We start from the raw sequence: 18,558 nt of genomic DNA on the forward strand, positions 1-18,558 counted from the left end.
CATCGCCAGGCTTTAAATTTGAACACTTGTCAGCGACGACAAGTATTCCACTGCGGAGTGGTAGTTCAGTTGGTTAGAATACCGGCCTGTCACGCCGGGGGTCGCGGGTTCGAGTCCCGTCCACTCCGCCACTTATTCGATAACCTCGCCTAGTGCGAGGTTTTTTCGAATCTGAAGTAATGAAAGTTTTAGGGGTGTAGCTCCAATTGGCAGAGCAGCGGATTCCAAATCCGCGTGTTGGGAGTTCGAATCTCTCCACCCCTGCCATATTTAAAGCTCCAGCAGAAATGCTGGAGCTTTTTTGTATCTGTCACTTTTTCAAAGTGACGTTGAGGACCGGAGTGTCAGCCAAGTCGACTATATTGATCCCCATCGAAGCAGAAATCCTAGAGTCTTTTTGATTTATATTTGTTCGATTTTTAATTGATAATTACCTACCTTGAATAGAATATTGTCTTAGAAATGTAAGTGCTTACTTATCTCAGTCTCTTTTATAAGCAATTAACAACACAATCCACACTTCTTTATGAGAATTATTCTCAATATTTTGTTACATTTTGGTCGTTATTACTAAAAGGCAACAAATATGGATATTTCCCGTCGTAAGTTTATTCAATCATCTCTCGCTATATCTGCATTAACAGTACTACCCGCTTGTTCAATGAAGCGGTCTGCTGATGAGCAAGGAAAGTATGTTTATGACTTAACTGCTGAACCTTCAACGGCTGAGTTAGTAGCGGGATTTGATACCAATGTCTTAGCCTTTAATGGACAGATCCCAGCTCCGACGATTCGATGTCGACAGGGTGAAAAGGTCACAATTCGTTTTACGAATAAGCTATCAGAGCCGACGACTATCCATTGGCATGGCTTAAGAATTCCTATCGAAATGGACGGTGTTCCCTTCTTAAGTCAGCCACCGATCATGCCAGGTGAAACATTCATTTATGAGTTTACGCCGCCAGATGCTGGCACATTTTGGTATCACCCACATATGAATAGCGTTAAACAGCTTGGTATGGGCTTAGTTGGCCTTATTATCGTAGAAGAGAGTAATCCAATACGGTTCGATGAAGAACACGCATTGATGCTTAAACATTGGCATATCGATAAGCAAGGTCAATGGAAAGACTTAATGATTCCAAGACTCAGTGCTCGTATGGGCACTCCAGGAGAGTGGAGTAGCGTTAATGGTGTTCATGAACCTGTATACCAATTAAAGCAGCACGCAACGACTCGACTGCGTATCGCGAATGTCGATAATACGATCACTTATCCTATTGCTATCGAAGGGGCTGAGGCATGGGTGATTGCCATCGATGGTAGCCCTGTAAAAACGCCTTACAAACTGACTCAACATAAAATCGGTCCAGGGATGCGTGTTGATATCGGACTGATCGCTCCTAAAGCTAGTGAGCGAGTTAACGTTCTCCATATGAAGGGGCGTTTCCCATTTTCTTTGTGTGAATTTGAAGTCGTAGATTCAGCATTTGCTCAAGGACGTTCGTTACCATTACTACCATTGAATCCAGTGCCCAACCTAGATCTTGCTAATGCTGAAGAGATCGACTTTTTATTTGAATGGGAAGGGGCTGTTTCTCCAGTATCCAAAGATGGAAAATCGATGCCTAAGTTTTGGCTAACAAATAAAAGAGCATGGGAAGGAATGAGCAAAGACAATATTCCTGAACCATTGGCGACTTTAGAGTTGGGTAAGACTTACATATTCGATCTTAAGAACGTCACTCAATATCATCACCCGATTCATATTCATGGTCATACATTTACTGTATTGGAACTTGATGGTAAAAAAATTGAAGAGCCTTTCCATACCGATACAGTGTTACTTGGAAAAAATGGCCGAGCTAAAGCTGCATTTGTTGCAGACAACCCCGGACGCTGGATGTACCACTGTCATGTAATTGAGCACATGAAAACAGGATTGATGGGATATATTGAAGTTAAGTGACACCTGTAACGTTTAATATTTGCGCATGCATTCTTAGTTTCTACCCTCGCTTTTATCGGCGTTAAAGCTAGAATATAGGGATTATTGTTTGGGAGGATTCATGGGTCAGTTATCTATTCTAGGTTTTATCGCCATCGGTGGCGCGTTTGGTGCTTGTTCACGTTACTTGATTTCAGAGTTATGCGTTGTGATGTTAGGGCGTGGTTTTCCTTACGGTACGCTGACTGTTAACGTAATTGGCTCTTTGATTATGGGATTGCTCATCGCCGCGTTTGAAAATGAGATGGTTGCGACGGAGCCGTGGAGACAAATTATCGGTCTTGGTTTCCTTGGAGCCCTGACGACATTTTCTACGTTTTCGATGGATAACGTGCTTCTTATGCAGCAGGGTGCGTTCTTCAAGATGGGGCTCAATGTACTGCTCAATGTGGTTCTCAGTATTTCAGCCGCATGGATCGGCTTCCAACTTCTGATAAAGTCTTAAAACTTTCTTACGATTTGTTAACAACTCGGCTTGGTTTATCCAAGCCGTTTTTATATACTCGATCGTACTTGTCGGAGTGCCATATGGCTGAGACCGTTAACTCGGGATCCGTTGAACCTGATCAGGCTAATACCTGCGAAGGGAACAAGAGTAGATATCTAACTAGAATCCTTCTAGAGATCTATCTCCAGATCACAACTGCATTTTCTTGCTGTGATCCCTCTTGTAGCATCTTATCCGTCAAGCATTTTTATCCCTATAAATAATGGCTAAAAGCCAAGGAAAAATGCTATGTCGAGTCGTAAACAAGCAAGACTGGAAGCGAAGAATTTCATTGATTCTTTATCTGTACAACCTTATCCAAACTCAAAAAAAGCTTACATCCAAGGGTCTCGAGAGGACATTCAAGTCCCTGTACGAGAAATATCCCTCGCAGATAGCCTTGTTGGTGGCACCAAAAAAGAGCCTGTATTCGAACCTAATGAGCCAATTCATGTCTACGACACCTCAGGTGTTTATACCGATCCTACGCATGAAATAGACCTTTATAGTGGCCTTCCTAAGTTGCGAGAGCAATGGATTGAAGAGCGTGGTGATACGGAATTGCTCGATGATGTAAGCTCTGTTTACACCAAAGAACGTTTAGAAGATGAAACCCTAGACGACCTTCGTTACGGAAACCTGCCTCGAATTCGTCGCGCTACTGGCGACCAATGTGTAACTCAACTGCATTATGCTCGTCAGGGAATTATCACTCCTGAGATGGAGTACATTGCGATACGTGAGAACATGGGGCGTCAGAAGTTCGCTGATGAACAGCTTAATCACCAACACCCAGGCCATAACTTTGGCGCAAACCTGCCAAAAGAAATTACCCCTGAGTTCGTGCGTAAAGAGGTCGCTGAAGGCCGAGCTATCATCCCTTCAAACATCAACCACCCAGAATCAGAACCTATGATTATTGGCCGAAACTTCTTAGTGAAAGTGAACGCCAATATCGGTAACTCTTCTGTAAGCTCTTCGATTGAAGAAGAAGTTGAGAAGCTAGTATGGTCGACTCGCTGGGGCGGCGATACCGTAATGGATCTTTCTACTGGCCGTAATATCCACGAGACTCGTGAATGGATCCTACGTAATAGCCCAGTGCCGATTGGTACGGTTCCTATGTATCAGGCGCTTGAGAAAGTGAATGGCGTAGCCGAAGACCTTAACTGGGAAGTGATGCGCGATACTTTGATTGAACAAGCGGAGCAGGGCGTTGATTACTTCACTATCCATGCTGGTTTGCTTCTTCGTTATGTTCCTATGACGGCTAAGCGTGTGACAGGTATTGTTTCTCGTGGTGGCTCTATTATCGCGAAATGGTGTCTTGCACATCACCAAGAAAGCTTCCTATACACACACTTCCGCGAGATCTGTGAGATCTGTGCGAAGTACGATGTGGCTTTGTCACTAGGTGACGGCCTACGTCCTGGCTCTATTGCAGATGCCAATGATGAGGCTCAGTTCTCGGAGTTACGTACTCTAGGTGAGTTAACTAAAGTGGCTTGGGAATACGATGTTCAGGTGATCATTGAAGGTCCTGGACATGTACCTATGCATCTTATTAAAGAGAACATGGATGAGCAGTTAGAGCACTGCCATGAAGCGCCTTTCTATACGTTAGGCCCGCTGACCACTGATATTGCACCGGGTTATGACCACATTACCTCTGGTATTGGCGCGGCGATGATTGGTTGGTACGGCTGTGCGATGCTTTGTTATGTAACACCTAAAGAGCATTTGGGCTTACCAAATAAAGAAGATGTGAAGACTGGCTTGATTACTTACAAGCTGGCAGCACATGCAGCAGACTTGGCAAAAGGGCATCCGGGCGCACAAATCCGAGATAATGCATTATCTAAAGCTCGTTTTGAATTCCGTTGGGAAGACCAATTTAATCTAGCTTTAGATCCAGAAACAGCCCGTTCTTTCCACGATGAAACCCTGCCACAAGAATCGGGCAAGGTTGCTCACTTCTGCTCTATGTGTGGACCTAAATTCTGTTCAATGAAGATCTCTCAAGAAGTTCGAGAGTACGCGAAAGACACTGAACAAGTGGCTGCTGATCAGGCTATCGAGATTAAGATGCTTGATAATCCGTTGGAAGGGATGCGTCAGAAATCACAAGAGTTCCGTGATACTGGCTCTGAACTTTATCACCCAGCAGTAGGCGCAAAAGAAGCTCAATTAGAGGAATAATGACAGTGAAGATTCTTATCCCATCTCAAAATATTGAGCTAACGGGAGAGGTGCAAAGCTGTCTATTGGTTGCTAAGCGACAAGGCTTGGCAACCGATGCAGTTGAGTTGGGTGTAAGCCCAACTCAATGCTTCTCTATCGTTGATGCTCAGCAAGCGTTATCTATTGGTTTTGCTCATGATGTTGATTCATTGGCGGAGTGTCGCTCAAGTGAGCTTGATCATATCGTTTATTACAGTCATTCAGTGGCGCTAGCTGGTGTCCGCGATGCCTTGGCACAAACTCCGAATACCATCTATATCGGTGTCTTAGATGACTCAGCTGCATTGGATATCTGGTCACAGCTAGATTCTAATCGTGCTATCAAGAGTGAAACTCCAGCTCATCAGGAGTTAGATAGTCGTGGCCACTTTGCTTGGTTACTTACTTTGTTGGCGTTGGAATTCCCATTAGAAGATGCACTGGTTTTAGCTCGCGCAGCATCTAGTGTTTCACGTGGAACATGGCCAGCAAACTATCAAAACTTTCCTATTCCCGTTCTCGAAGATGAGCGACTGGATATTAGTGTTGGTTGGGCGCACCAAGGAACATCACTGTCGTTCCCGGAATTGAGTAAGAGTAGCCTAGGACTATACCCAGTGGTTGATGATGTTGAGTGGATCGAAAGGCTGCTCAAGCTTGGAATTAACACAGTTCAACTGCGTATTAAGAACCCACAGCAAGCAGATTTAGAACAACAAATCGCGCGATCTATCGAACTCGGTAGAGAGCACAACGCTCAGGTTTTTATCAATGACTATTGGCAATTGGCACTTAAGCATGATGCTTTTGGTGTTCATTTGGGGCAAGAGGACATCGAAGAATCCAACCTATCTCAACTGAGCCAAGCTGGTATTAAGATCGGTCTATCGACTCATGGTTATTACGAGTTGCTACGCATTGTGCAAATCAACCCAAGCTATATTGCGCTGGGGCATATATTCCCAACCACCACTAAGCAGATGCCATCGAAGCCTCAAGGACTTGTGCGTTTATCTCTCTATCAGCAGTTGATTGATACTATCCCATACACAGAAGAACTCACCGGTTATCCGACAGTTGCGATTGGTGGAATTGACCAGTCGACGGCCGCACAGGTGTGGAGTTGTGGGGTATCGAGCCTTGCTGTTGTACGTGCGATTACGTTAGCCGAAGACCCAAAACAAGTGATTGAGTTCTTCGAAGCATTAATGGCTGACCGTTCTTCAGGTGCTGCTAAAGAGGTAACTCAGGAGCTAAGTCATGCTGAATGATTTCGAATTCATTCGTTATCAACGACAACTCGCACTTCCTGAAGTGGGTGAGCAAGGGCAACGCAATCTATTAGATAGCCATGTATTGGTCATCGGTTGTGGTGGCTTAGGCAATGCTGCGGCTCTCTATCTTGCGGCTTCCGGTATCGGGAAAATCGTATTAGTTGATGATGATTGTGTGGATTCGTCTAACCTTCAACGACAAGTTGCGTTCAAGGAAAGCCAGTTAGGTTCGCCTAAGGTCGAAGCTCTGAAGCAAAAACTGACTGAGCTTAATGGTCGAAACCAAGTGAGAACCATCAATAGGCGAATGACTCAGAGCCAGCTTGAGCTTGAGGTGATGCTCGCTGATTTGGTGTTGGATTGTACTGACAACTTTGAGTCACGTCAGCAGGTTAACCAAGCATGTTTTGGTAGCAAGACACCTTTGGTTTCTGGTTCTGCGATCGGATGGAAAGGTCAGTTTATTGTCTTTGATTATCAGATGCAGAAAGGGTGCTATCACTGTTTGTTCCCGTTCAGTCATCATCCACAAACGACACGTTGTAGCGATAGCGGCATCATCGGCCCAGTTGTTGGCACCATAGGCAACCTCCAAGCACTGGCAGCGATTCAACGTATTAGCACTGGCGAGTTCCAGGTTGCAACACATCAGCTCAAACTGTTTGATGGTCAGACGATGAACTGGCAAAACTTAAGTGTCACTCAAGATAGTGAATGCCCCGTTTGCTGCACATCTACAGTTAACTATTTAGAAGAAGAAACCCAATGAGCAACATAACGATCTCTATCAATGAGCAACCAGAGCAGGTTGCACAATCGTCGTCTCTAGCGGATATCATCCAAGCGCTTTCACTACCCGATCTGGGTTGTGTCTTTGCTATCAATAATGCGGTTGTCCCGCGAAGTCAGTGGCAACAAAGGGTCGTCAATGAAGGCGATGCTATTTCTCTTTTCCAAGCTATTGCAGGAGGCTAACTATGTTAACTGTCGCAGATAAAACATTTCAATCACGACTCTTTACTGGAACGGGCAAGTTCGCGAATAAACATTTAATGGCGAGTGCTATCGAAGCTTCCGGTTCTCAACTGGCAACCATGGCGTTGAAGAGAGTTGATATTCGCTCTGAGCAAGATGATATTTTACAGCCCATCATTGATGCTGGCGTGAACTTGTTACCAAATACCTCCGGGGCGAAGAACGCGAAGGATGCCATCTTTGCTGCGCATTTGGCTCGCGAAGCGCTAGGCACAAACTGGCTCAAACTGGAAATTCACCCTGATCCAAAGTACTTGATGCCAGACCCAATTGAGACATTAAAAGCGGCTGAGCAACTGGTTAAAGATGGCTTTGTTGTGTTGCCTTACTGTCATGCTGACCCAGTGTTGTGTAAACGATTGGAAGAGGTGGGTTGTGCTGCGGTTATGCCGCTAGGTGCGCCGATTGGGTCGAACAAAGGTATCGCTTCGGCAGACTTCTTAGAGATCATTATCGACCAAGCGAACGTCCCTGTGATTGTTGACGCTGGTATTGGTGCGCCATCTCATGCTGCTCGTGCAATGGAAATGGGCGCGGATGCCGTGTTAGTTAATACTGCAATTGCGGCTTCTCAACAACCCGTTGATATGGCGATTGCTTTTAAACTGGCAGTTGAAGCTGGCCGTATGGCTTACCTTTCTGGTCTTGCTGGACAGGTGTCTCATGCGGTTGCTTCTAGTCCGCTAACTTCATTCCTAGACGAGTAGTGTCCTTATGACGTTTGTTGATCGATTTAAACAGCTCAACTGGGATGACATTGGTATGTCCATCTTCAGTAAAACGGCAGCGGATGTTGAGCGCGCTCTGAGTAAACCTAAACGCGACTTGGAAGACTTTAAGGCTCTTATCTCTCCGGCAGCAGAACCTTACTTAGAGCAGATGGCGCAACAATCGTTGGCACTCACACGCAAGCGATTCGGCAATACAATGTCGTTGTATATTCCATTGTACCTCTCAAACTTATGTGCGAATGCGTGCACGTATTGTGGTTTCTCAATGGAGAACCGCATTAAGCGTCGCACACTTACTTTAGATGAAATCGATGCTGAAAGTGCCGCTATCAAAAAGATGAAGTTTGATAGTGTATTGTTGGTGACTGGTGAACATGAAACCAAGGTCGGGATGAAGTACTTCCGTGAAGTGCTACCGAATATTAAGGCACAATTTAACTATCTTGCGATGGAAGTGCAGCCGCTTGATCAAGATGACTACGCAGAGCTTAAAACTCTCGGCTTAGATGCGGTGATGGTTTACCAAGAAACGTATAGCCCAAGTACCTACGCGGAACACCACTTGCGTGGCAATAAAATGGATTTTGAATACCGGCTCGAAACGCCCGATCGTTTGGCAAAAGCGGGTATTGATAAGATAGGTATTGGCGCTTTGATTGGCTTGGAAGATTGGCGTACCGACTGTTTCTTCGTGGCCGCTCACTTAGACTATCTTGAGCGTACTTATTGGCAAACACGTTACTCGATTTCATTCCCACATCTTCGTCCGTGTGAGGGTGGTTTGCAGCCTAAATCGATTATGAGTGATAAACAGTTGGTTCAACTTATCTGTGCGTATCGCTTATTAAACCCTGAGGTTGAATTGTCTCTCTCGACTCGTGAGTCTGCAGCTTTCCGCGACAATGTGTTGCCATTGGGAATCACCAGTATGTCGGCTGCGTCTAAAACCCAGCCTGGTGGTTATGCTTCTGATGAAGAAGAACTCGAGCAATTTGAAATAAGTGATGAGCGAAGTGCTGCCGATGTTGAGTCAATGATTCGTCAACGTGGTTTTGATCCTGTGTGGCGAGACTGGCACAGTGCTTACTCTGGTTAGCGAACACACAGATTTATGTTCCACGTGAAACATCGACGAAGTTAAATCGACAAATAAAAACGGCTACCCTAAGGTAGCCGTTTTTCATTTCATTAAGTTTGAATTAGCTAAGCATTAAGCATGAGCAAGTGGAGTGGTTGATTGGCGTAACCATTCCAATGTATCACCTTCAACTAATGGGCTAACATCGTTCCATACTTTCTGGTGGTAATCATTAAGCCATGCAAGTTCAGGTCGTGTCAGTAAATCGACGTTGATGTTGCGCTTATCGATAGGGCAACGTGTTAGCGACTCAAACGTTAGTACTGAGAAGTCACCTTGAGTTGGCAGCTCAACCACCAGTTCTAGGTTTTCGATACGGATACCAAATTCATCTGCACGGTAGTAACCCGGCTCGTTTGATAACACCATGCCTTCAACAAGAGGTACATCGATTAGCTTCTTAGAGATGCTTTGCGGACCTTCATGAACACTTAGGAAATGACCAACACCGTGACCAGTACCGTGGTCGTAGTCGAAGCCTTCTGCCCATAAGTGTTGGCGAGCTAGAATATCAAGTTGGAAACCACGAGTACCCTGTGGGAAACGTGCACGCGCGATACCGATGTGACCTTTAAGCGCTAACGTGAACTGCTGGATCATTTCGTCGCTTGGCTGGCCAATCGCGATAGTTCGAGTGATGTCGGTTGTACCATCTAGGTACTGACCGCCTGAATCGACTAGGTAAAGAGTATTCATCTCTAACTGACCTGGTTCAGGTTGGTTCTCGTGGTTGTAGTGACACATTGCTGCGTTGCCGCCTGCTGCTGAAATCGTGTCAAAACTTAGGTCCATCAGCGTTGGGTCTTGTTCGCGGAATGATTGAACTTTGTCTGCTAGCACAGCTTCATTGTGCAGATTACCTTGCGTGACTTCTGCATCAATCCAAGATAGGAACTTCGCCATCGCAACACCATCACGAATGTGACACGCTTTCATGCCGGCAATTTCAGTTTCATTCTTTGCTGCTTTTGGCATTAGGCATGGGTCTGCTGCTTCAATGATATGAGCACCAGAGTTTTGTAGAACCAGCGTGTACCAAGCGTTACTGGTACCTGAATCGACAGATACATTTTTGCCTTCCAAAGATTGAAGGCGTGCTTCAAGCTCTGATGGGTGAGATACGCGAATACCATTACCAACGTGCGCTTCAAAGCCTGCAGGGATACGAGCGGGGTCTAAGAAGAAATCGACACTTTCATCGGCGTGAATGATTGCATTAGATAACACAACCGGCAGACGAGATACGTCTAAACCACGAATGTTGAGTAACCAGCAGATTGAATCCAGCTCAGTAAGGATAGCGGCGTCCGCACCTTTTGCTTTTAGTAAGCCAGCAATCTCCGCACGTTTGCTTTCACTTGATTGACCAACGGCATCTGTTGCCATTAGGCGAACATCAGATACAACAGGCTCAGGACGGTCAGACCAAAGCGCATCAATCGGGTTTGCTGATAACGTTGTTAGCTCAACTTTCTCCGCTAGTTTTGCTTGTGCGCCTTTCAACCAAGCAGCGGTGTGCATGCGTGGGTCGAATGCAACCTTACTACCTTGAGGCAATGAGTTGATGATCCAATCTAAAGCCGGTTCTTCAATAAGGTGGCGATACTCAAATAACTCTGCTGGTACCTGCTTACGAACCTGAACGGTGTAGCGACCATCAACAAAAATAGCAGCAGTTTCACGAGTGATAACAGCGGCACCTGCAGAGCCAGTGAAACCTGTTAACCAGTGAAGTCGCTCGTTATGAGCAGGAACGTATTCACCTAGATATTCGTCTTCGTGTGGAATGATAACGGCATCTAGGTTGTTTGTTTCAAGCCAAGCTCGAACCGCAGCAACGCGTTCAGCAGTGATATTGTGCATCTGTGTTTATCCTTATTGTTAGGGTCCTTGTTAACACTCACAGTCGATATACATGCGAGGGGACTTATTAGGTCAATAAGCTAGCGCTTTTGTTCGTTTGCTGCAAACGCTGTACGCCATTTTTATCTAAGGTGCAGAGTTTTTTCTTTGATGATATCTCGTAGCCAAGTTAACGCTGGGTCATTTTCTCTGTCACGGTGCCAAAACAGAGTGTATGCCATCGGTGGGAATTCCATCGGTAAAGGGACAACCACTAAGTCGAGTTGCTTGGCGACGAGGTAAGTAAAGTGGCTTGGTGCAGTAAACACAAAGTCGGTGTAGGTACATAGGCTTGCGGCGCTATTGAAGTCTGGAACAGAAATAGCGATATCACGTTGGTGACCAAGGTCGGCAAGCTTATAGTCGAGCAGCCAACGATCGTTACCATCACATCTTACTTGTACATGACGCTGTGCAAGGTAGGTTTCCAGATCCCATTTGCCATTCAGAGCGGGGTGGTTGCGTCTTAGCACACACATCTGCGCGTCACGGTAGATCTCTTGCTCGCAAATATCATCTGGCGGCAGCATAGTTAAACGTGCGTCGTTGATGTCGATGTCTTTACCTGTGAGTCCGATATCGAGCTCACCGAGCTGCAGCTTCTTAAAGGTTTGCTCCGTCCAAGCGTGGGTGTTGATATTCACCTTAGGGGCTTGTCGAAATATCGCTGGTAAAAAGTGGGGAAGAATAAGTGGGTAAACGCTCTCAACAGCCGCAATGTGAAAACTGTGGTCACTGTTGTTGGGAATGAAGGTCTCTGGTTGGGTGAGCACATCAAGTTGGTTGATCAGCGTTTCTAATCGAGGTTTGAGAAAGACCGCCTTTGGTGTTGGTCGCAGACCATGAGCACTTCGCGTGAAAAGGGGATCATTAAATTGCTCACGAAGTTTGGCCAATGACTTACTAACCGCTGACTGGCTTAGGCACAATCGGTGGGCGGTGCGAGTCACACTTAGCTCTTCCATCAGCACCTGCAAGCAAACTAATAGATTGAGGTCGAGGCGCGATAGTTTCTCAATATTCATATGAGTTTCCTATTTGGAATAATGCTAATGAGTATATGCCATTTTTGTTCATATCTTTAGTTGGTTATTATGCACCTAAATTAACTCATTCGGAGAATCTTGTGCCTTCTAACGCGCTTCCAACCCCTAGTAAACTGCAGGTTGCTTTATTGGCAATGTTGGTTTTATTTAGCCCTCTGGCTATTGATATCTACCTACCAGCTCTGCCACAAATTTCGACAGCGTTTCACGTGGAACATGCACTAGCACAAGATACGATTACCTGGTTTTTATTCGCCATGGGTGTCGGGCAATTATTTGCTGGCCCTTTGGCTGATAAGCTAGGACGTCGAACCGTTGCATTGGGAGGTGTTAGTATCTATGCATTGAGTGCTTGCTTGGCGTGGGCAGCTCAATCGATTGATATGATGCTAATGGCTCGGCTGCTACAAGGCTTAGGAGCTTGTGCGACTTCTGTAGCAGCCTTTGCAACGGTTCGCGATCTATTTGGCCCAGAGAAGAGTGGCCGTATGATCAGCTACCTTAATGGTGCAATCTGTTTTATTCCTGCTTTGGCACCCATTCTTGGCGCTTGGTTAACACATCAATTTGGTTGGCGCTCGAACTTTAGCTTTATGGCAGGCTTTGCTGTCGTTGTTGGCACTATCTTATTCTTCCAAATGAAAGAGTCTAACCCTGCGACAGAAAAGGTTGCGGTATTCAAGCTTGAGCGATACTGGTCAGTATTGAAAACACCATCATTCCTTTTCCACGCAACCTTGTGTCTGATGGCGATGGCGGTTATCCTCGCTTATGTAACCTCTGCACCAGTTGTGTTGATGGAAAACCTAGGCCTGACCATGAAAGAGTTTACTTTCTGGTTTGGTGTTAATGCGGCCATCAACATTGCAGCTGCGTTTACTGCACCTAAATTTATGGACCGTTTTGGTACCTATAAAGCACTGGTGGTTGGTATCTCGACGCTGGGCTTAGCGGGTGTGATTATGTTGGTGCTTGCTGAGCACGCTACTCCAATCGCGTTCATGCTACCGATCTTCTTATCGTCAGTTGGCTTTGCTTGGATTCTTGGTGCTGCGGCAGGTAAAGCTCTAGAACCTTTCGGTGACCGTGCGGGTACAGCTGCTGCGCTGCTTGGCTTGTTCCAAATGAGCGGTTCAGGGCTTCTTGTGGGTACCATGCAACGTCTTGATTTAACGTCGCAAGTGATGATTGCTCTGCAAATGTTCCTGATTGTTCCTGCGTTATTAGTGCTTGCGAGCAAAGCGGGTAAGTCTTGGCACACGACGTTTGCTAAGGCATAAGTTACAAGGGTGACAAAATATACAAATGGCGGTTTTCGAAACGTTAAAACATGGTATATTTGTCACTCATTGAAACGTTAGTCCCCAACGGAAAATACTGTAATGTCATTAACAACCTACGAAATGGCGCGCGTCTTAGAACAAATGGAAGATGCACCTGAAAAGGTCATGTTTGGTAAACTGCTTAAAGAGCTAGGCAACCAAAGTGAAGAGCGTATTCGCAGTGCGGCAAAACAAGTTCCAATCGATACTTTGCGAGATATCATTTACCAATTTCAGCGTGTGGTAGAGTCTCGTAAGGGTGAGCAGGTTCAGCTATTGGCAAAAGAACTTGCAGAGCAAGGCATCTCTGCTGAAGAGCTACAAGCTTTTCTAAATAAGTAAGCTTATCCCAGTTAAAAAAGAAACCACTCAATTGAGTGGTTTCTTGCGTTTGGGCTGTAGCATTTAGCTTTAGCAGTTCAAAAGAGGTGAAAACTTATTTTAATTCCTGAACTGCGCTTTCAAAACTCTATCAAGTGAGAATGGTCCTGCGCCCCACACGACAACGATAAGAATCATTAACCCCCAAAGCTGATGATCGTAGAAGCCTTGATCCCACAATACAGGGTAAGACACGACAGCAATGATATTGAAAACGAACAACACCGCAGCCATAGGTCGTGTTAATAAACCGAGCGCTAAAAACATCGGTAGAATTAACTCAGCGGCAGTGCCCATGTAAGCAGCCAATTCCCAAGGTAGCAGTGGCACTTGGTATTCCAATTCAAACAAGTAAAGCGTGCTATCCCAAGTAGCTATCTTGGTGAGTCCAGAATTAAAGAATACCCACGCCACCCAAAGGCGACAAAATAGTAGAAGCACTGGAACAAAAAGTGCCTGTGATTTCTCAATCAAACTGTCGTATTGAGCCATCATGTTCGTGACTGTGTTGTTATCCATGTTATGCCTCCAATTCGGCATTGATTGAAAAACCTGAGATGACGTTTAGCGCCATAACAGTATTCAGATGTTGTAGTAATAAAGGATCGATTGCTGAGAGTGTTCGACCTGATTGCAATTCAGTGAGGAGTTGGTGGCTCTCTTCACTCAAACTATGGCTCTCAACCTGTGAATTCTCAGCTCGGATTAACACCCCAAATTCAGCTTGGTTGATGTCTAGCCCATCAAGTTGCTGCTGATAGATGGCGTGTTCAAGCGCGATAATCGTGTAACTAGAATGAATCAGTGTTATTGAATCTTTGAGATGAAAGACTAAAGCGCCTTGTTGCTCTTGTGGTACATCTGCAAGGCAAGAAAGATGTCTCTGGTCGACATGTGCTTGTGACGAAAACCTTACCAAGCTATCTTTCTGCCATTCATACAAAGCCACTTCACCGAGATAAGGTGCAGCCTCAATAACGGCAGGAAAGGCTTGGATAGTCTGTTCAAAGTGTTCACCGTAACCACTGACATCACCAGAGGTCGATGGATAATGTAAGACATGTTGACGAGCCATCTGTTGGAAGCACTCTTCACCAACCAACATTTCAGTGAGTGGGTAGGTTGCTGCCAGAACTTCGCTCAAGCTGATCACAAAGTTATTACGGTAAATCTGGATGCGTTGTTCATCGGTAAAATGGTCGCTCACTATGTCGCAGTACTCACTATTGTTTTGATAGCGTAGGGCGTTAGCAAACTCCAATTGAACCTCTGCTAGGGAGTGGCTCATGAGGCGCGACTCCTTTGGTTGAACTTGTCGTGTTGATACAAGATATCACTGGCTTTGGTTGCTTCAGCCAATAAAACTTGTGGCTCTGGGATATCGAGATCCCACTCAATCAAGGTATGGCGCAAACCATGTTGTGCAACCCAGTCAGTGTAGAGTTTCCACACTTCGTCACAGACAGGTTTACTGTGTGTGTCTATCCAGATCTCACCTTGTTCAAGCTTCTTTTTGGTAAAACCTGCCAAGTGAATCTCTTCAACTTTGTCTGCTGGTATTCCGTTTAAGTACTCTTCACAACTAAAGCCATGATTAAAAGATGAGACGAAAATATTATTGAAATCGAGCAGTAGGCGACACTCAGTACGCTTTTGTACCTCAGCCAAAAACTCCCACTCAGGAATAGTAGAATGCTTGAAGGATAGGTAGCTCGATGGGTTCTCAATCAACATCGGGCGTTGCAAGCTGTCTTGAACCTCGATGACATTACGACAGAAGACTTCCAATGCTTCTTCTGTGTAAGGCAGCGGTAGCAAGTCATTGAAGTAATGACCACCTGTCTGACTCCAACTGAGATGATCAGAAACCAAGAAGGGTTCGATATCATCAATGAGCTCTTTTAATTGCACAAGATGATGTTGATTGATGCGCTCAACAGAACCTAGCGACAACCCAACACCGTGACAACTGATGTTGTGTGCGTGACGAATTTCTCTGAGTTGTTGTCGTTGCGGTGATTGAGCTAAGAAGTAGTTCTCGCTGTGAACTTCTAACCAACTTACTAAGGCTGGATTTTGGCTAAAGAAGTCCAAGTGCGGTGTTCTAAGGCCAACCCCTGCGTAGGGGTGAAGAGTTTGAGTCACAACGATTCTCCTAACAAGAAGTGGAGGTGAGCTGAATGTCAGCTCACCATACTAAGCAGCTCAATTATGATGATTGAGTGTTACCACCTGATAATTTGCCACATAGCCCTTTAGGTACGACTACGAACGCATCGGATTGGTTGTCTTCTTTTGCTGTACCCGCACATGAGCTTGTTTTGGTTGCACAATCATTTTGGCCAGCTTTTGCCACGCCGTAGCATTTTTCTTTTGCTGCTGCTTCCGCAGGTGCTGATGTAAGAACTGCACCGCCGAACGCTAGTACACTTGTGATTGCAGCTGTAACAGCAAGATTAGAATTTTTCATAGTCATTCCCTCTAGGACTTAATAGTATTTTATATCGCAGGTTAATGGATTGTTAACTTGCTTACTAAAAAGGATAGGAACAACCGGGAAATAATTTCACGGTATTATAAAAATTATCAATATTAATGATGTTTCATCTCTTAAGTTATTGAATTAATGATGTTAATTTTTGATTGTTTTTTCTTCTTATTATCCTAAACGCAGCCTAGTGTTTAGGTTATAATCAACTTTTATGTATAAATACCCAGTAGTGAGCATATCCAATGATAGATCCTTCGCTTTTACTCGATGGCCTAAACGATAAACAACGTGAGGCGGTCGCGGCACCTTTAGAAAACCTACTTATTCTGGCAGGTGCAGGCAGTGGTAAAACGCGAGTGTTGGTGCATCGTATCGCTTGGCTGCAAAGCGTAGAGCAAGCATCGCCGTTCTCTATTATGTCGGTTACCTTCACCAACAAAGCGGCAGCAGAGATGCGTGGTCGTATTGAAGAGTTGATGATGGGTAGTTCGTCAGGCATGTGGAACGGCACCTTCCACGGTATTTGTCACCGCATCCTTCGTGCTCACTACCTAGATGCAAAACTGCCAGAAGATTTCCAGATCATTGATTCTGATGATCAGATTCGTTTGCTACGCCGCTTAATCAAGGCGCAAAACCTTGATGAAAAGCAGTGGCCTGCTAAGCAAGCTTCTTGGTGGATCAATGGCAAGAAAGACGAGGGGTTACGCCCAAGTCACATTGACGCCTACCATGATCCAATAACTCAAACGTGGTTAAAGATCTATTCTGCTTACCAAGAAGCATGTGACCGTGCTGGTTTGGTCGACTTTGCGGAAATCTTGCTGAGATCGCATGAACTATTACGCGATAAGAAACACATTCGAGAGCATTACCAAGCACGCTTTAAGCATATCCTTGTCGATGAATTCCAAGATACCAACAACATCCAATACGCTTGGCTTCGGATGATGGCTGGCCCAGATTGTCGCGTGATGATCGTAGGTGATGATGACCAATCTATCTATGGTTGGCGTGGTGCGAAGATCGAAAATATTCAGAAGTTCTTGGATGAATTCCCAGGAGCTTCGACGGTTCGACTTGAACAAAACTACCGTTCAACTAAAACCATTCTGCAGGCGTCGAACGAGCTTATCTCGAACAACACCGAACGTATGGGTAAAGAGCTGTGGACCGATGGCAACGATGGCGAGCCAATCTCAGTTTACTCAGCTTATAACGAGTTAGATGAAGCGCGTTTCACGGTCAGCAAAATCAAAGAGTGGCAAGAGAAAGGCGGTGCGTTAGAAGATACCGCGATGCTTTATCGTAATAACGCCCAATCTCGTGTGCTTGAAGAAGCGCTTATCCAAGGTGGCCTGCCTTACCGAATCTACGGTGGCATGCGATTCTTCGAGCGTCAAGAAATCAGAGACGCCTTGAGCTACATGCGCCTCATGAGCAACCGCAATAATGATGCCGCGTTTGAACGTGTGGTTAATACGCCAACGCGTGGCTTGGGTGATAAAACGTTAGAAACGATTCGTCTTGCTGCTCGTGATCGTGGTGCAACCATGTGGGAAGCCAGTGTTGCTTTGATAGAAGAGCAAGTGCTACCCGGTCGTGCTGCGGGCGCATTAAGTCGTTTTATCGAGCTGATTAATGCGCTTGAAGATGACACGTTGGAACTTAGCCTGCATGAACAAACCGACCACGTGATTAAATCGTCGGGTCTGTTTGCTATGTACGAGCAAGAGAAGGGTGAGAAGTCGAAGGCACGTATCGAGAACTTGGAAGAATTGGTAACGGCAACGCGCCAGTTTGAAAAGCCGGAAGAAGCGGATGAGATGAGCATGCTGACGGCGTTCTTAACTCACGCAGCTTTGGAAGCGGGTGAAGGTCAGGCCGATGAGTTTGACGATGCGGTTCAGTTAATGACTTTGCACAGTGCTAAAGGCCTAGAGTTTCCAATGGTGTTCATGGTGGGTGTCGAAGAAGGCATGTTCCCAAGCCAGATGTCGGCCGAAGAAGCGGGGCGTTTAGAAGAAGAGCGTCGCCTGTGTTACGTAGGCATGACCCGTGCGATGGAGAAGCTTTACATCACTTATGCTGAGATGCGTCGTCTGTACGGTCAGGACAAATATCATAAGCCATCACGTTTTATTCGTGAGCTGCCAGAAACCTGTCTGGATGAAGTGCGTATGAAAGCGCAAGTCAGCCGCCCTGCAAGCAGTGGTCGCTTTAGCCAAACCGCTGTGAAAGAGAACTTCAATGAAACAGGCTTTAGCTTGGGCTCTCGCGTGAAGCACCCTAAGTTTGGTGAAGGCACCATCATCAACTTCGAAGGAAGTGGCCCACAAAGCCGAGTTCAAGTGGCGTTTAATGGTGAAGGGATTAAGTGGTTAGTAACGGCTTACGCGCGTTTAGAGCAGCTTTAATCTATTACTTTAATATCTAAAAAGCAGTTTGGTCTTTAAAAACCGTTCAGCATTCAAAAGTAATCCGCATTAAAAACAGAAAGAGCAGCCAATGGCTGCTCTTTTT

Annotated in this window: 17 protein-coding genes, 2 tRNA genes and 1 riboswitch; of the genes, 13 read left to right on the forward strand and 6 right to left on the reverse strand. The window is 45.5% G+C overall.

The window, feature by feature from the left end; genetic code table 11:
- Positions 1 to 54 precede the first annotated feature (54 nt).
- The 10 genes from AB4486_RS22090 (at position 55) to thiH (ending at position 8,851) form a co-directional block, all read left to right on the forward strand.
- A tRNA-Asp gene (locus tag AB4486_RS22090) sits at positions 55 to 131 on the forward strand.
- A 59-nt stretch (positions 132 to 190) separates the two neighbouring features.
- A tRNA-Trp gene (locus tag AB4486_RS22095) sits at positions 191 to 267 on the forward strand.
- Positions 268 to 586: 319 nt separating this feature from the next.
- Positions 587 to 1,969, forward strand: a complete 1,383-nt coding sequence (locus tag AB4486_RS22100; RefSeq protein WP_372118636.1) for a multicopper oxidase family protein — start codon at positions 587 to 589, stop codon at positions 1,967 to 1,969.
- Positions 1,970 to 2,069: 100 nt separating this feature from the next.
- Entirely contained in the window at positions 2,070 to 2,453 is a 384-nt protein-coding gene (crcB, locus tag AB4486_RS22105; protein ID WP_004736665.1) for a fluoride efflux transporter CrcB, read from the forward strand.
- 62 nt (positions 2,454 to 2,515) lie between these two features.
- Positions 2,516 to 2,614: riboswitch (TPP riboswitch) on the forward strand.
- Positions 2,615 to 2,744: 130 nt separating this feature from the next.
- Positions 2,745 to 4,694: a phosphomethylpyrimidine synthase ThiC gene (thiC, locus tag AB4486_RS22110; protein ID WP_017062996.1), complete on the forward strand. Its 1,950-nt coding sequence runs from the start codon at positions 2,745 to 2,747 to the stop codon at positions 4,692 to 4,694.
- The gene (locus AB4486_RS22115; protein WP_017061314.1) at positions 4,694 to 5,986 is read left to right on the forward strand and encodes a thiamine phosphate synthase; all 1,293 of its coding nucleotides are present in this window, start codon (positions 4,694 to 4,696) and stop codon (positions 5,984 to 5,986) included. The genes thiC and AB4486_RS22115 overlap by 1 nt, the downstream gene beginning before the upstream one ends.
- Complete coding sequence (locus AB4486_RS22120) at positions 5,976 to 6,758, forward strand: HesA/MoeB/ThiF family protein (RefSeq protein WP_017062994.1); 783 nt, start codon at positions 5,976 to 5,978, stop codon at positions 6,756 to 6,758. The genes AB4486_RS22115 and AB4486_RS22120 overlap by 11 nt, the downstream gene beginning before the upstream one ends.
- Complete coding sequence (thiS, locus tag AB4486_RS22125) at positions 6,755 to 6,964, forward strand: sulfur carrier protein ThiS (protein WP_017061316.1); 210 nt, start codon at positions 6,755 to 6,757, stop codon at positions 6,962 to 6,964. Before AB4486_RS22120 ends, thiS begins: the two co-directional genes overlap by 4 nt.
- 2 nt (positions 6,965 to 6,966) lie before the next feature.
- Entirely contained in the window at positions 6,967 to 7,731 is a 765-nt protein-coding gene (locus tag AB4486_RS22130; protein WP_102428195.1) for a thiazole synthase, read from the forward strand.
- A gap of 7 nt (positions 7,732 to 7,738) precedes the next feature.
- Positions 7,739 to 8,851, forward strand: coding sequence for a 2-iminoacetate synthase ThiH (gene thiH / locus AB4486_RS22135; RefSeq protein WP_372118641.1), 1,113 nt, complete (start codon positions 7,739 to 7,741; stop codon positions 8,849 to 8,851).
- 114 nt (positions 8,852 to 8,965) lie between these two features.
- On the opposite strand, the gene AB4486_RS22140 is transcribed toward thiH, so the two are convergent.
- Positions 8,966 to 10,756 carry an aminopeptidase P family protein gene (locus tag AB4486_RS22140; RefSeq protein WP_372118644.1) on the reverse strand — a complete coding sequence of 597 codons (1,791 nt, stop codon included), beginning with the start codon at positions 10,754 to 10,756 and terminating at the stop codon, positions 8,966 to 8,968.
- Positions 10,757 to 10,878: 122 nt separating this feature from the next.
- On the reverse strand, positions 10,879 to 11,820 hold the full coding sequence (locus AB4486_RS22145) for a LysR substrate-binding domain-containing protein (protein WP_017061320.1): 942 nt from the start codon (positions 11,818 to 11,820) through the stop codon (positions 10,879 to 10,881).
- A 101-nt stretch (positions 11,821 to 11,921) separates the two neighbouring features.
- On the opposite strand from AB4486_RS22145, the gene AB4486_RS22150 reads away from it, so the two are divergent.
- On the forward strand, positions 11,922 to 13,121 hold the full coding sequence (locus AB4486_RS22150) for a multidrug effflux MFS transporter (protein WP_029235524.1): 1,200 nt from the start codon (positions 11,922 to 11,924) through the stop codon (positions 13,119 to 13,121).
- Between the two features lie 102 nt (positions 13,122 to 13,223).
- Positions 13,224 to 13,505: a hypothetical protein gene (locus AB4486_RS22155; RefSeq protein WP_009848181.1), complete on the forward strand. Its 282-nt coding sequence runs from the start codon at positions 13,224 to 13,226 to the stop codon at positions 13,503 to 13,505.
- A gap of 99 nt (positions 13,506 to 13,604) precedes the next feature.
- Here AB4486_RS22155 and AB4486_RS22160 read toward each other — a convergent pair whose 3' ends face one another.
- The 4 genes from AB4486_RS22160 to AB4486_RS22175 form a co-directional block, all read right to left on the reverse strand.
- The gene (locus tag AB4486_RS22160) at positions 13,605 to 14,063 is read right to left on the reverse strand and encodes a DoxX family protein (protein ID WP_017061322.1); all 459 of its coding nucleotides are present in this window, start codon (positions 14,061 to 14,063) and stop codon (positions 13,605 to 13,607) included.
- 1 nt (position 14,064) lies between these two features.
- Positions 14,065 to 14,832, reverse strand: coding sequence for a DNA-binding domain-containing protein (locus AB4486_RS22165; RefSeq protein WP_372106623.1), 768 nt, complete (start codon positions 14,830 to 14,832; stop codon positions 14,065 to 14,067).
- Positions 14,829 to 15,689 carry a DUF692 domain-containing protein gene (locus AB4486_RS22170; protein ID WP_017061324.1) on the reverse strand — a complete coding sequence of 287 codons (861 nt, stop codon included), beginning with the start codon at positions 15,687 to 15,689 and terminating at the stop codon, positions 14,829 to 14,831. The genes AB4486_RS22165 and AB4486_RS22170 overlap by 4 nt, the downstream gene beginning before the upstream one ends.
- A 64-nt stretch (positions 15,690 to 15,753) precedes the next feature.
- Complete coding sequence (locus AB4486_RS22175) at positions 15,754 to 16,014, reverse strand: DUF2282 domain-containing protein (protein ID WP_004736650.1); 261 nt, start codon at positions 16,012 to 16,014, stop codon at positions 15,754 to 15,756.
- A gap of 263 nt (positions 16,015 to 16,277) precedes the next feature.
- Between AB4486_RS22175 and uvrD the strand changes: the two genes are divergently transcribed.
- Entirely contained in the window at positions 16,278 to 18,452 is a 2,175-nt protein-coding gene (uvrD, locus tag AB4486_RS22180) for a DNA helicase II (RefSeq protein WP_017062987.1), read from the forward strand.
- The last annotated feature ends 106 nt before the right edge of the window (positions 18,453 to 18,558 follow it).

The sequence above is a fragment of the Vibrio sp. 10N.222.55.C6 genome, from assembly GCF_041473395.1.
GTDB classification, from domain to species: Bacteria; Pseudomonadota; Gammaproteobacteria; order Enterobacterales; family Vibrionaceae; genus Vibrio; species Vibrio crassostreae_C.